Below are 13453 nucleotides of genomic sequence, written 5' to 3' on the forward strand. Positions count from 1 at the left end.
AGAGACGTTGGGGGTCGTGTTCACAGTGACGGCCGGTGGGGGCTTGTCGCGCCCACGCGGCGGAGCCGCATATCGATACAGCCCCGCGCCCCTTCGAAAGGCACCCCCGCTTAGAAGCCACTGACCCTCAGCGTCACGTTCAGTCTCCCCCTCAGCCCCAACTCCCCTGGCCCCGTGCCCTCGTAGACCCTCGGCACCCCGTGATACGCCAGCCGTGACGCCCCGCCGAACACGAACAAGTCGCCGCTCCTCAACTCGACGTCCGTGTACGGCTTGGTGCGGGTTTCAGGGTTGCCGAAGCGGAAGACGCAGGTGTCGCCGAGGCTGAGGGAGACCACGGGGGCGTCGGAACGCTCGTCGGCGTCGCGGTGCATGCCCATGCGGGCGTCGCCGTCGTAGAAATTGATCAGGGCGATGTCGTACGACGGTGTCGGCGCCCCGAGTGCGTCGGTGACCGCCCGCTGGGCGAGTTCGTCGAGCCAGGTCGGGAACGGCTTCACCGGGGTGCCGTCGCCGTCGGTCGCCGTGCGGGAGTAGGCGTACGGGTACCAGTGCCAGCCGAGGCAGACCTGGCGGGCGGTCATCGTGCCGCCGCCGGGGGTGCGGACCGTGCGGAGGCCCGCGGGCGGGCGGGCCCACTCGCGGCAGGCCGTCAGGAGGTCGCGTTGGCGGTCCGGGGCGAGCCAGTCGGGGATGTGCACCGCGCCCGGCGCGATCTCCGTACGGGCCCTCGGAAACAGCTCGGCGTCCATGGCCCCATCCTGCCCCGACCGGCCATGAGCTGGCACTCGGTTAGCCTTGGCGCACGATGGACGACCATATCGACCGAATGACGACTCCGTGGGGCGACCGCGCCCTGGCCCGCTTCCCCGAGGACCCGCGCGACCGGCTGCGCGCCTGGGACGCCTCCGACGAATACCTTCTGCGGCAGCTCGCGGAACAGGACACCCCGCTGTCCGGCACGGTCGTGATCGTGGGCGACCGCTGGGGCGCCCTGGCCACGGCGCTCGCCGAGCGCGGGCCGGTGCAGATCACGGACTCGTTCCTCACCCAGGAGGCGACCAGGGCGAACCTCGCGCGCAACGAGGTCGCCGCGGATTCCGTACGGCTGCTCACCACCCAGGATCCGCCGCCCGAGCGCGTCGACGTGCTGCTGGTCCGGGTGCCCAAGAGTCTCGCGCTGCTGGAGGACCAGTTGCTGCGGCTGGCGCCTGCCGTGCACGCGGACACGGTCGTCGTCGGTACCGGCATGGTGAAGGAGATCCACACCTCGACGCTGAAGCTGTTCGAGCGGATCCTCGGCCCGACCCGGACCTCGCTGGCCGAGAAGAAGGCCCGGCTGATCCACTGCACGCCCCGGTCCTCAGGGGCACGTGGCACCAATCCCTGGCCGCACAGCTACGCCCTGCCCGACGGCATCGGTGTCGTCTCGGGGCGGACCGTGGTCAATCACGCGGGTGTGTTCTGCGCCGAGCGCCTCGACATCGGGACTCGTTTCCTGCTCCAGCATCTGCCCTCAAGTCGTGGGCTCGGCAAGGTCGTTGACCTCGGGTGCGGCAACGGTGTCGTCGGTACGGCGGTGTCGCTGGCCGATCCGGAGGCCGAAGTCCTGTTCGTGGACGAGTCGTTCCAGGCCGTCGCCTCGGCGGAGGCGACCTACAAGGCCAACGGCGCACCCGGGCATGCCGAGTTCAGGGTCGGGGACGGGCTGGTCGGGGTCCCGGCCGACAGTGTGGACCTCGTGCTGAACAATCCGCCCTTCCACTCCCACCAGGCGACGACCGACGCGACGGCCTGGCGGATGTTCTCCGGGGCGCGGCGCGCGCTGCGGCCGGGCGGCGAGCTGTGGGTGATCGGCAATCGCCATCTCGCCTACCACGTCAAGCTGAAGCGGCTCTTCGGCAACAGTCAACTGGTTGCCAGCGACGCGAAGTTCGTGGTGCTGAAGGCCGTCAAGCGATAACCCCACCGCCTCCGGTGAGTACGCCGATGATCCGGGCCACCGCCCCGGCCATCGCCTCCCGCCCCACGCTCAGGTACTTGCGGGAGTCGACCGCCTCGGGATGGTCGGCGAGGAACGTGCGGATCGCGCCGGTCATCGCCTGGTTGAGGGCCGTGCCCACGTTCACCTTGGTGATGCCGCCGGCGACGGCCGCGGTCAGTTCGTCGTCGGGGACTCCTGAGGAGCCGTGCAGGACGAGCGGGACGTCCAGGGTCGCGGTGAGCCGCTTCAGGAGGTCGTGGTCGAGGATGGCCGTACGGGTGGTCATGGCGTGCGAACTACCGATGGCCACGGCGAGCGCGTCGACTCCGGAGTCGGCGACGAAGGCGCGGGCCTGGGCGGGGTCGGTGCGGGCGCCGGGTGCGTGGGCGTCGAGGGGCGGCTCGCCGTTCTTGCCGCCGACCTCTCCCAACTCGGCCTCGATCCACAGGCCTTGGGCGTGTGCCCAGTCGGCGGCGGCGCGGGTCGCGGCGAGGTTCTCTGCGTAGGGCAGGCGGGCTGCGTCGTACATGACGGAGCTGAATCCGGCGGCCTGCGCCTGTCGTAGCAGGTCGTCGCTCTGGACGTGGTCGAGATGCAACGCCACTGGAACCGCGGCCCGTTCGGCGGCGGCTACGGCCGCGCGGGCGAGCGGGAGGAGGCGGCCGTAGCGGAACTTGACGGCGTTCTCGCTGACTTGGAGGACGACGGGGGCGCCGGTGGACTCGGCGCCGGCGATGACGGCCTCGACGTGTTCCAGCGTGATGATGTTGAAGGCGGCGACGGCGGAGCGGGCGGTGGCGGCGCGGGTGACGAGCTCGCCGGTGGTGACGAGGGGCACGGCCTGTCCTTTTCTGTCCTGGAATACCGGGAGTTCGGGCTTCAGGGGGCGAGGATCACCGAGCGGGTGAGGTGGCGCGGGCGGTCCGGGTCCAGGTCGCGGTGGGCGGCGACGGCGACCGCGAGGCGCTGGGCGCGGACGAGTTCGGCGAGCGGGTCGAGGCCGCCCTCGATCCACAACCCGCCGGTGGCGCCCACCTGTTGGGCGAGTCCCTCGGGTGCCTCGCCGAGCATCCAGGTGGCGGTGCCGTGGGTGGTGATGCTGATCGGGCCGTGCCGGTACTCCATCGCCGGGTAGGCCTCGGTCCAGGACAGTGAGGCCTCGCGCATCTTCAGCCCGGCCTCGTTGGCGAGCCCGACCGTCCAGCCGCGGCCGAGGAAGGTGAACTGGGTGCAGGCGACCAGCTGTTGGGGCAGTTCGGCGGTGAGCGCGGTGCGGGCGTCGGCGATGACGGCGTCGGTGTGCAGGCCCAGGTGGGCGCGGAGCAGGGTGACGGCGGTGGTCGCGAACCGGGTCTGTACGACGGACCGTTCGTCGGCGAAGTCGAGCACGACGATGTCGTCGGCGGCCGTCATGACGGGGGTGTGCGGGTCGGCGGTGATCGCGGTGGTGCGGGTGCGCCCCTTCAACTCCCTCAGGAGTTCGAGCACTTCGGTGGTGGTGCCGGAGCGGGTGAGGGCGAGGACCCGGTCGTACGAGCGCCCGTGCGGAAACTCCGAGGCGGCGAAGGCGTCGGTCTCCCCCTGGCCCGCGCCCTCGCGCAGGGCGGCGATCGCCTGGGCCATGAAGTACGAGGTGCCGCAGCCGACGATCGCGACCCGCTCCCCCGGCGTCGGCAGCGCGTCCCGGAATCCCGGCGCCTCCGACGCGGCGCGTATCCAGCACTCCGGCTGGCTGTTCAGCTCGTCCTCGACGTACGTCATGCCGTAGCCCCTCCCCGTTGATGCTTGTTGCTGCAAGATATAGCGAGCTTTCGAGCACAATCAAGCAATTCAACCAAGGGTGTGTGCGCTAGGGTCGGCGAGGATCGAGGAACGGAGAGTGCGGATGTCGCGCGACGCCCGCTGGAAGGCACTGCTGGACCTGCTCGTCGAGCGCGGTCGGCTCGATGTCGAGGAGGCCGCGGCCGACCTCGCGGTGTCGGCCGCCACGATCCGCCGTGACTTCGACCAACTCGCCGAGCAGCAGATGCTGGTGCGCACCCGGGGCGGCGCCGTCGTGCACGGGGTGTCGTACGAACTGCCCTTGCGCTACAAGACCGCCCGGCACGCCTCCGAGAAGCAGCGCATCGCCAAGGCGGTCGCCGAACTCGTCGCGCCCGGCGAGGCGGTGGGCCTGACCGGCGGCACGACGACCACGGAGGTGGCCCGCGCCCTGGCCGTCCGCAGCGACCTCACCTCCGGAACACCCGCGCTGACCATCGTGACCAACGCGCTCAACATCGCCAACGAGCTCGCCGTACGGCCCCAGTTCAAGATCGTGCTGACCGGCGGGGTCGCGCGCCCGCAGTCGTACGAACTCGTCGGGCCGCTCGCGGACGGGGTGCTCTCGCAGATCACCGTCGATGTCGCGGTGCTCGGTGTGGTCGCCTTCGACGTGACGCACGGCGCGGCGGCCCACGACGAGGCGGAGGCCGCGATCAACCGGCTGCTGTGCGAGCGCGCCGAGCGCGTGATCGTCGCGGCCGACTCCAGCAAGCTGGGCCAGCGGGCGTTCGCCCGGATCTGCTCGGCCCAGGCGGTGAACACGCTGGTGACGGACGCGGGGGTGGGGGCGGACATGGTGCGGCGGTTCGAGGAGGCGGGGGTCCGGGTCGTCGCCGTGTGACGGCAGGCCCGCGCCGACACCGCTCCGGAAAGCCCGATCAGCGCTTGGTCAGGACTTCGAAGCGCAGGTGGGTGATGTCCGGCGACTCGCGCGTCCAGAGCCGGCGGAGTTCGACGGGACCGCCGAGGTGGTCGAAGAGCCGCTTGCCCGCGCCCAGCAGCACGGGCACGAGCATGATGTGCACCTCGTCCAACAGACCGGCGTTCAGGGCCTGTTGGGCTGCGGTCGCACCGTGGACCCCGACGTCCCCACCGGCGGCGGTCTCCTTGGCGCGGGCCACCGCGGACTCGATGCCGTCGGTGACGAAGGTGAACACGTCGGGGGCGACGACGTCCGCCGGATCGGGGGCACGGTGGGTCAGCACGACACAGGGGACCTTCCCCACCGGCCCTCCGTCGCCCCAGCCGCCCTCGCCTTCGCAGACGTCGTAGGAGTGGCGGCCCATGAGGACGGCTCCGACGCCGTCGGCCATCTCGGCGAGGACCTTGGCGTCGGTGTCGTCCATTTCCCGGACCCATCGGTGCAGGCGGTCGCCGCCGACGCCGAGGGGGTGGGCGCGGGTGTCGTCCGGGGCGGTGATGAAGCCGTCGAGGGACATGGACATTCCGGAGATCACTTTTTCGCTCATGCCGGGTAGACCGTCCGGGCCGCCCGAACTCATCGGTCGTCGCGGACCCGCTTCCGGCCTGGCGGCGAGGCGCGGGACGCCGAAGGGCAACGTCCCGCGCCGCCATGCCGGTTGACGGTCCGTCAGCCGAAGACCTTGACGGCCTGGTAGTACGTCCACGCCGTGCTGTCACAGGTGGTCGCGGTGGCGCCGCTGTAACCCGCGCAGACGCGCTTGAGGTCCTCGTAGAAGGCGCTGTCGAGCCGGGACTTGTTGGCGTCGAAGGCGCCGGCGGCCTTGTAGTTGCGGTAGCCGAAGTCGTGGCGGGCGCAGGAGGTGGCGAAGGGGAAGCCGAAGGGGTTGTCGGGCGAGTCGGAGCAGTAGTCGGTGGACCAGTCGAACTCGTAGGCGGACCAGGCGACTTGGTTGGCGCGGGCCGCGGCCCAGAGGTTGTAGCTCGACGCACTGGTCTGGGTCCAGCCGGCGAGGACCTGGGGCTTGTCGGCGGGGGCTGCGGCGGCGGCTGTCGCGGTGGCAACGACGGCTGCCAGAGCCAGAGTTGAGGCGGCGAGACCGGTGGCGAGTCTGCGGTGCATTCAACACCTCCATGAGACCGCGATCCGCCCGTCGGATCGCAGGTTCATGACAAGATGATTGACACCCTGACCCCCTCTTCACACCGCATGTGCCCCAATGACCCGTTAACTCTCGGACATGCCAGGCGATCGGGACATGAACCCGGCGGGACAGAACCGGCAGAGGGGGTGCCCAATACCCCTGCTGCCGGCCGGAGTTCACGCCCACGCGACGGGGTTCAGGACGGGGTCAGGGGCAGGTCGTCCGTGAAGGCGTTCACCGGTTGGGCGATGTTCCGGGTGGCGTGGACGTCGAGGGCCGCCGCCGCGGTTCGCGTGCCGAGCGCGCCCTGCGTGTGCCAGGTTCCGGTGACGGCCAGCCAGGTGTTCGCGGGCGGGGCCGGGGTGCCGTACATGTGGACCTTGACCGTCTGGGCGTCCGCCGCGCAGCAGGTGAAGATGATCCGGGTCAGGTCCCAGCCGCCGCCCTTGACCGGCGTCGCGAACCCGGTCATCTCGACGCTGCGCCCCTTGATGGCCAGTTCCTTGTCCTGCTGGACCCGGGTGGTGAAGTCCGTGAGGGTCATCGGCAGGGGCGAGGTCGCGGGCAGTGCGGCGAACCCCTTCTGCTTCTTGACGGTCTCGCTGCCCGCGTGGGAGGCCGTGTAGGCGCCGAGGGCGGGCGGGGCGTAGAAGAGGAGGCTGAGTGCGGGGAGGAAGAGCAGCCAGGCGATGCGGGGGGCGGTGGAGTGGTCGTGTCCGTGGCCGTGATCGTGCTCGTGGTCGTGCTCCTCCGCGTCGCCGGATCCGCGGTCGAACATCGCGTGCGCCAGGCCTAGGAGCAGGAGCAGGGCGCCGGAGATGATCAGGAGCGGGCGCAGGCCTTCCTTGACGTAGCGCAGGTAGAGGTCGGTGAAGAGGGCGGTGTGGAGGAGGCCCAGGCCGGTGAGGACCAGGAGGAGTACTTGGGCGGTGCGCTTCACAGCAGGGCGCCTCCGATCAGGACGCTGGCGGCCACGGCCACGACGGTGGTCGCGGTGGAGAAGCGCACCGCGAACGCCCGGCCGAAGGTGCCGGCCTGAAGGGCGATCAGTTTGAGGTCGACCATCGGGCCTACGACCATGAAGGCCAGCCGTGCGGTCGGCGAGAAGCCGGTGAGCGAGGCGGCGACGAACGCGTCGGCCTCGGAGCAGACCGCGAGGACGACGGCGAGACCGGCCAGGAACAGCACGGACAGCCAGGGCGAGCCGGAGAAGGTGTCGAGGACCGAGCGCGGGACGGTCACGTTGAAGGTGGCCGCGGCCATCGCGCCCAGCACGAGGAAGCCGCCCGCGTGCAGGAAGTCGTACTGGAAGCCGAGCCGGAACTCCGTGAAGCGGCTGTGGCCGGACTGGTGTCCGGTGTGCCGCACGACGGGTCGCAGCCACTCCTCGCGTCCCAGCCAGAGCCAGAGCCAGCCCATGACGGCGGCGGTGGCGAGCGAGGCGAGCAGCCGGGCCAGCACCATGGCGGGGCTGCCCGGGAAGGCGACGGCGGTGGCGGTCAGCACGATCGGGTTGATCGCGGGCGCGGAGAGCAGGAACGCGAAGGCGGCGGCCGGGGTGACGCCCCGCCGGATCAGGCTGTTGGCGACCGGCACGGACGCGCATTCGCAGCCCGGCAGGACCACTCCCGCGACGCCCGCGACGGGGACCGCGAGCGCGGGGTGCTTGGGCAGCACCTTGGTGAACAGGTCAGCCGGGACGAAGGCGTTGATGGCCCCGGACAGGGCGGTGCCGAGGAGGAGGAAGGGCAGCGCCTGCACGGTGATGGCCAGGCAGACGGTCCGCCAGGCCGCCACGGCGGGGTCGTTCAGCCAGGGTGTGCCCGACAGCGCGAGGACGGCCGTCGCCAGGCCGAGCGCGAGGGCGAACGCTGTCGTGGGCGGGGGTCTGCGAAGAGCGCGGCGCCGTCGCTCGGGTGGATGGACGACGGCCGGGATCGCCGCCTCCGTCACATCAAGCAGCTCATCCGTTTTTTGCATATTTGCTCCGAATGTCTGATGTTGTGACAGAAGATAGTACGGTTCTCGTGTGATCAGCCGACTGTCCGTCAGCATCGTCCGCGCGTGTCTGCGCGAGGGCACCGGTGGGAGTCCCACCGCGGTGCTGGACGAGGTGCCGTTGAGCGACGACGAGCGGTGTCGGGTGCCGGTCCTCGCGGGGACCTCGCACGCCGTGTTCGTGTCGGTGCGCGCGCCCGAGGTCTCGCTCCGTTTCTTCACCGCCGGGGGCGAACTGCCCGCCTGCGGTCACGGCACGGTCGCCGCACTGGCCTTCCTCGCGGCACGTGCCGGAGGCTCGGAGTACCAGGGCGTCCTGCGCGCTGCCGGGCGTTCGTTCGCGGGCCGGGCCGTACGGGAGGGGGCGCGGTTCCGTGCCGTCTTCGAGCCGGGTCCGGTCGAGTTGCGCGAGCCGACCCCGGACGAGTGCGCGCTCGTCCTGCCCGCGTTGGGCGTCACCTCGGACACGCTCGTGCCAGGTGCCCGCGTGGCCTCCGTCGGGCGGGCACGTCTGCTCGTCCCGGTCGCCTCACGCGCCGAACTCGCCGCGCTGGCCCCGGACTTCGAGGTTCTCCGGTCGGCCTGCGACCGGTTCGGGCTCCTCGGTTGCTACGTCTACTCGGTGCCGTCGCGCTCCGGCCGGATCGCGGCACGCATGTTCGCGCCCTCGATCGGCGTCCCGGAGGACATCGCCAACGCCAACAGCACCGCGTGCCTCGCCGCCGACCTGGCCGGGCGGGGCATCACCGAGATCGCCGTCGACATGGGCGACGCGCTCGGCAGCCCGGCGACGATCACCGCGAGCGCGCGACCCGTGCTGCGGCTGGGCGGTGTCGCGGAAGTCGCCGATGCTGTACGGGAGTTGACCGCCTAACGGGCCCGTACCCGTTCCAGTACGTCCCGGATCAGGTCGGCGCTGATCGTGAAGTGACCCCGGGCGATCTCCTCGGCGCGTTCGGGTTCGCCGGCCGCGATGGCCTCGTACAGGGCCTTGTGGTCCTCGCCGCCCTGGTGGAAGTGGGTCTGTTCACCCTTGCCCCAGGGTTCGACCGGGAAGCCGAGGCTGATCCGGGCCAGCAGGTCCTGGCTGAGGTTGACGATCTGCGGGTTGCCCGTGGCGGTGCGGACGGCCTGGTGGAAGGCGCTGTCGGCGGTGTGGGCGTCGCGCTGGGTCTTGGCGGAGAGGTAGGCGGACAGGGCGTCCCGCATCGGTTCGAGGTCCTTGCCGCTCCGGCGCCGGGCCGCCGTCGCGGCGACCATGCCCTCGACCAGGCCCCGCAGGTCGAAGAGTTGCTCGAACTCCTCCCAGCGGGGCAGCAGCGTGTGCCGAACGGCAGCCGCCGTCGACTCGGTCCAGCTGTCGCGGACGTAGGTCCCGCCGTTGCGGCCGCGGCGGATCTCGACCACGCCGACGGCCTGGAGGCGGGCGACCGCCTCGCGGACGGTGGGGCGGCTGACCCGCAGCAGGCCGGTGAGTTCGCGCTCGGCCGGCAGCCGTTCGCCGGGCAGGAAGTCGCCGACGGCGATCGCGGTGAGCAGCCGGTCGGACACCTCGTCGACCGCCGAGGCCACTCGCACCGGGCGCAGAGCGGAGGACGGGGAGCCGCCGAGGAGGACACGGTCGAGGACGCGGGAGAACTCGCCCCCGGCCTCGGACGCCTCAGGTACGGATGTCAGTTGTCCTCCCCCTTCAATGCCGCTGCTGTAAACGCGGGCGGGCCACGTGAACGCGCCGTTACGTCTTGCCCAGCCCCCGCTAAAAGGTCTTGTGCGCTGACCTTTTACCCAATCACCATCACAGCCATCCGTCACTTCCTTTTCCGTTTCAGCCAGAGGCCGGTTCGCATCCGGCCCGACTGGGAGGCCCTCGCGTGGCGATTCCCGAACCGAATCACACCGGCACCGTCGACTTCAACGGGCATTCCACCTGGTACCGGATCACCGGCGAACCCGGCAGGACACCGCTGGTCGTCCTGCACGGCGGACCCGGCGCCGGCCACAACTACACGCTCAGCATCGCGGGCATCGCCGAACAGGGCCGCCAGGTGGTGCACTACGACCAGCTCGGCACCGGGCTGTCCACCCATCTGCCCGACGAGGGCGCCGACTTCTGGACCGTCCAGCTCTTCCTCGACGAACTGGACAACCTGCTCAAGGAGTTGGGCATCGCCGATGCCTATCACCTCCTCGGCCAGTCCTGGGGCGGCATGCTCGCCGCCGAGCACGCCGTGCGCCGGCCGGCCGGGCTGCGCGGGCTGGTCATCGCCAACTCCCCCGCGTCCATGGAGCTTTGGCTCGCGGCGGCGGCCGAACTGCGCGGCCAGCTTCCGCCCGAGGTCCAGCGGACCCTGCTCGCCCACGAGGCGGCCGGGACCACCGACCACCCCGACTACCTCGCCGCCGAGCAGGTCTTCAACGAGCGTCATGTGTGCCGGCTGATCCCCAACCCGCCCGAGGTGCAGGCCACTTGGGAGAACATCGCGGCCGACCCGACCGTCTACCACACCATGAACGGGCCGAACGAGTTCCATGTCGTCGGCACCATGAAGGACTGGTCCGTGATCGACCGGCTGCATCTCGTCGAGGCACCGACGCTGCTGGTGTCCGGCCGGTACGACGAGGCGACTCCCGAGACTCTGCGCCCGTTCGCCGACCACATCCCCGACGTGCGCTGGCACATGTTCGAGCGCTCCAGCCACATGCCCCACGTCGAGGAGGAGGAGCTCTACCTCCGGGTCGTGGGCACCTTCCTCGACTCCACCGACTGATCCTTCGGCCCCTCCCCCGGCCGTCCCGACAGCCCTTCCCCCGACGGGAGTTCCCTGGATGTCCCGCACCACGAGACGGAGCGCGTTCGCCGCCGCCACCGTCGCCCTCGCCCTGACCACCGCCGCCTGTTCGTCCTCCGACAGCGGCTCCTCCGACCCGACCACGTCCACGTCCTCGTCGGCGTCCGGCACCTCCGTGTTCCAGCCGCAGCACAAGGGCGGGACGTTGAAGCTGGTCGCCCACGCGGCCGCCGGCAGCCTCGATCCGCAGGTCAACTACACGCTCCAGTACTGGCAGTTGTACCAGTCGATGTACGACGGGCTGCTGTCCTTCAAGAAGGTCGGCGGCCAGGAGTCGTTCACGGTCGTCCCGGATCTCGCCGCGGCGATGCCGAAGGTCACCAACGGCGGCAAGACGTACACCTTCACGCTCCGCAAGGGCATCAGCTTCTCCAACGGCAAGGCGCTGACCACCGATGACGTGGTGGCGTCCTTCCAGCGCATCTTCAAGGTCTCCAGCCCCACCGCCGGCACCTTCTACAACGGCATCGTCGGCGCCACCGCCTGCCTGAAGACGCCCGCGTCCTGCACGCTCAAGGGCGGTGTGACCGGCGACGCGAAGGCGAACACGGTCACCATCAACCTGACGGCGCCGGACTCGGAGTTCCCGTACAAACTGGCCGTCCCGCACGCCAGCATCCTGCCCAAGGACTCGCCGGCGAAGGACGCGGGCACGAAGCCGCTGCCGACGACCGGCCCGTACATGGCGGCGTCCTACGACCCGAACCGTGCGCTGAAGCTGGTGCGCAACCCGCACTTCAAGGAGTGGTCGCGCGAGGCCGAACCGCAGGGCTACCCGGACGAGATCGACTACACCTTCGGGCAGACCGTCGAGTCCGAGGTGACCGCCGTCGAGAACGGCCAGGCGGACTGGATGTACGACCCGCCGCCCGCCGACCGCCTCAACGAGATCGGCACCAAGTACACGTCCCAGGCGCATGTGAACCCGCTGACGGCGTTCTGGTACGCGACGTTGAACGTCAACTCGGCCCCGTTCAACAACAAGTTGGCGCGCCAAGCGATCAACTGGGCCGTGGACCGGTCGGCCGTGGTGCGGCTGTACGGCGGCACCAACCTTGCCTCCCCCGCGTGCACGATCCTGCCGCCGGGCTTCCCCGGGCACGTCGACTCGTGCGACTACACCAAGGGCGGCGGGAAGACCTGGACGGCCGCGGACCTGGCCAAGGCCAAGGCGCTGGTGAAGCAGTCCGGTACGGCGGGGCAGGCGGTCGGCATCGTCGTGCAGGACGACGACGTCAACAAGTCGATCGGGCAGTACCTGCAGAGCCTGCTCACCCAGCTCGGCTACAAGGCCACGCTCAAGCCGCTGTCGGGGAACATCCAGTTCACCTACATCCAGAACACCAAGAACAAGGTCCAACTCGCCCTGACGTCCTGGTACCAGGACTATCCGGCGGCCTCCGACTTCCTCAACGTGCTGTTCTCCTGCGCCGCGTTCCACCCCGGCAGCGACTCCAGCATCAACATCTCGGGCTTCTGCGACAAGGGCGTCGACGCGAAGATGCAGACCGCGCTGAAGACAGCGCAGACCGACCCGACGGCGGCGAACAAGCAGTGGGGCGCGATCGACCAGTCGATCATGCAGCAGTCACCGGTCGTCCCGCTGATCAACCCGAAGATCATCGACTTCACGTCGAAGCGCCTGGGCAACTACCAGTTCAGCAAGCAGTTCTACATGCTCGTCGGCCAGACGTGGGTCAAGTGAGCACCGCCGCACCCGAGTTGGCCACCGTCGAGGCCCGGCGCTCGCCGGGCCCCTGGCGGACGGCCGGCGCCGACCTGCTGCACAACAGGTCGGCGCTGGCCGCGGCCGTCGTCCTCTTCCTGGTCGTGCTGGCGACCCTGTGCGCCCCGCTGTACGCGCACCACATCGCCCACACCGACCCCTTCCAGTCCCATGTCTCCGGCACCACGGTCGTCGGCGGAAAGACCGTGCCGGTGCTCACCCCGAGCAGCACCGGCCTCGGCCTCGGCGTCACCCCGATCGGCCCGACCTGGGACCCCGCCCACTACTTCCTCGGCGCCGACAACCAGGGCCGCGACGTCATGGCCCGCCTCCTCTACGGCGGCCGGACGAGCCTGTTCATCGGCTTCACGGCGGCCCTGCTCACCTGCGCCCTCGGTACGGTCGTCGGAGTCGTCGCCGGATACGCGGGCGGTGTCGTGGACGCCGTCATCTCCCGTGTCCTGGACGTCATTTGGGCCTTCCCGGTGTACCTGCTGGCGATCTGCCTCTCGGTCGTCCTCCTCACCGACGGACTGCACCTCGGCCCGCTCACGGTTGAGGCGGGAAGTCTCTGGCTGCCCGTCGCGATCATCGCGGCGATCTATGTGCCGTACATCGCAAGGCCGTTGCGCGGTCAGGTGCTGGTGCTGCGCAACAAGGAGTACATCCAGGCGGCCATCGGCTCCGGTGCGCCGACCGTGCGCATCCTGCGCCGCGAGGTACTGCCGAACGTGCTGCCCACGGCGATCGTGTTCGTCCCGCTGATGACCGCGCTCGCGATGCTGACCGAGTCGGCCCTGTCCTTCCTCTCCGTCGGTGTCCAACCACCGGACGCCAGTTGGGGCACGATCATCGAGGACGGCCTCGGGCTGCTCTACACCCGCCCCGCCGTGACGATCGCGCCCGGCCTGCTGATCGCGCTGACCACGGCGGCCCTCAACGTCCTCGGCGACGGCGTGCGCGACGCGCTCGACCCGGGCGCCCGGCTGCGCGGAGGGGTGTGACT

At 70.4% G+C, this 13453-nt stretch carries 14 protein-coding genes; 6 read left to right on the forward strand and 8 right to left on the reverse strand.

The window, feature by feature from the left end; all coding sequences use genetic code 11:
* Positions 1–110: 110 nt before the first annotated feature.
* A complete protein-coding gene (locus ACIBK4_RS38675) occupies positions 111–752 on the reverse strand; it encodes an alpha-ketoglutarate-dependent dioxygenase AlkB family protein (RefSeq protein WP_399002714.1) in 642 nt (213 codons plus the stop codon).
* A gap of 77 nt (positions 753–829) precedes the next feature.
* On the opposite strand from ACIBK4_RS38675, the gene ACIBK4_RS38680 reads away from it, so the two are divergent.
* Complete coding sequence (locus tag ACIBK4_RS38680; RefSeq protein ID WP_399002954.1) at positions 830–1963, forward strand: methyltransferase; 1134 nt, start codon at positions 830–832, stop codon at positions 1961–1963.
* On the opposite strand, the gene ACIBK4_RS38685 is transcribed toward ACIBK4_RS38680, so the two are convergent.
* Both ACIBK4_RS38685 and ACIBK4_RS38690 read right to left on the reverse strand, forming a co-directional pair.
* Positions 1953–2822, reverse strand: a complete 870-nt coding sequence (locus ACIBK4_RS38685; protein WP_399002716.1) for a ketose-bisphosphate aldolase — start codon at positions 2820–2822, stop codon at positions 1953–1955. The genes ACIBK4_RS38680 and ACIBK4_RS38685 overlap by 11 nt on opposite strands.
* A 41-nt stretch (positions 2823–2863) precedes the next feature.
* The gene (locus ACIBK4_RS38690; protein WP_399002718.1) at positions 2864–3745 is read right to left on the reverse strand and encodes an SIS domain-containing protein; all 882 of its coding nucleotides are present in this window, start codon (positions 3743–3745) and stop codon (positions 2864–2866) included.
* 124 nt (positions 3746–3869) lie between these two features.
* Between ACIBK4_RS38690 and ACIBK4_RS38695 the strand changes: the two genes are divergently transcribed.
* On the forward strand, positions 3870–4649 hold the full coding sequence (locus tag ACIBK4_RS38695; protein ID WP_399002720.1) for a DeoR/GlpR family DNA-binding transcription regulator: 780 nt from the start codon (positions 3870–3872) through the stop codon (positions 4647–4649).
* A gap of 37 nt (positions 4650–4686) precedes the next feature.
* On the opposite strand, the gene ACIBK4_RS38700 is transcribed toward ACIBK4_RS38695, so the two are convergent.
* From ACIBK4_RS38700 to ACIBK4_RS38715, 4 genes are all read right to left on the reverse strand, one after another.
* Positions 4687–5277 (reverse strand): dihydrofolate reductase family protein, encoded by a 591-nt coding sequence (locus ACIBK4_RS38700; protein ID WP_399002722.1) that lies wholly within the window; start codon positions 5275–5277, stop codon positions 4687–4689.
* 122 nt (positions 5278–5399) lie between these two features.
* The gene (locus ACIBK4_RS38705) at positions 5400–5852 is read right to left on the reverse strand and encodes a phospholipase (protein WP_399002724.1); all 453 of its coding nucleotides are present in this window, start codon (positions 5850–5852) and stop codon (positions 5400–5402) included.
* Positions 5853–6070: 218 nt separating this feature from the next.
* Positions 6071–6814 (reverse strand): TIGR03943 family putative permease subunit, encoded by a 744-nt coding sequence (locus ACIBK4_RS38710; protein ID WP_399002726.1) that lies wholly within the window; start codon positions 6812–6814, stop codon positions 6071–6073.
* Positions 6811–7854 (reverse strand): permease, encoded by a 1044-nt coding sequence (locus ACIBK4_RS38715; protein WP_399002728.1) that lies wholly within the window; start codon positions 7852–7854, stop codon positions 6811–6813. Before ACIBK4_RS38715 ends, ACIBK4_RS38710 begins: the two co-directional genes overlap by 4 nt.
* Positions 7855–7903: 49 nt before the next feature.
* Between ACIBK4_RS38715 and ACIBK4_RS38720 the strand changes: the two genes are divergently transcribed.
* Positions 7904–8746: a PhzF family phenazine biosynthesis protein gene (locus ACIBK4_RS38720; RefSeq protein WP_399002730.1), complete on the forward strand. Its 843-nt coding sequence runs from the start codon at positions 7904–7906 to the stop codon at positions 8744–8746.
* Here ACIBK4_RS38720 and ACIBK4_RS38725 read toward each other — a convergent pair.
* A complete protein-coding gene (locus ACIBK4_RS38725; RefSeq protein WP_366429191.1) occupies positions 8743–9450 on the reverse strand; it encodes an FCD domain-containing protein in 708 nt (235 codons plus the stop codon). The genes ACIBK4_RS38720 and ACIBK4_RS38725 overlap by 4 nt on opposite strands.
* A 293-nt stretch (positions 9451–9743) precedes the next feature.
* Here ACIBK4_RS38725 and ACIBK4_RS38730 point away from each other — a divergent pair, with 293 nt between their 5' ends.
* Genes ACIBK4_RS38730 through ACIBK4_RS38740 form a run of 3 tightly spaced genes read left to right on the forward strand, consistent with a single transcriptional unit; the run spans position 9744 to position 13451 of the window.
* Positions 9744–10640: a proline iminopeptidase-family hydrolase gene (locus tag ACIBK4_RS38730; RefSeq protein ID WP_399002732.1), complete on the forward strand. Its 897-nt coding sequence runs from the start codon at positions 9744–9746 to the stop codon at positions 10638–10640.
* A 58-nt stretch (positions 10641–10698) separates the two neighbouring features.
* Positions 10699–12426 carry an ABC transporter substrate-binding protein gene (locus ACIBK4_RS38735; protein WP_399002734.1) on the forward strand — a complete coding sequence of 576 codons (1728 nt, stop codon included), beginning with the start codon at positions 10699–10701 and terminating at the stop codon, positions 12424–12426.
* Positions 12423–13451 carry an ABC transporter permease gene (locus ACIBK4_RS38740; protein WP_399002736.1) on the forward strand — a complete coding sequence of 343 codons (1029 nt, stop codon included), beginning with the start codon at positions 12423–12425 and terminating at the stop codon, positions 13449–13451. The genes ACIBK4_RS38735 and ACIBK4_RS38740 overlap by 4 nt, the downstream gene beginning before the upstream one ends.
* Positions 13452–13453: the final 2 nt, after the last annotated feature.

Source organism: Streptomyces sp. NPDC050528 (assembly GCF_044457795.1).
GTDB lineage: Bacteria > Actinomycetota > Actinomycetes > Streptomycetales > Streptomycetaceae > Streptomyces.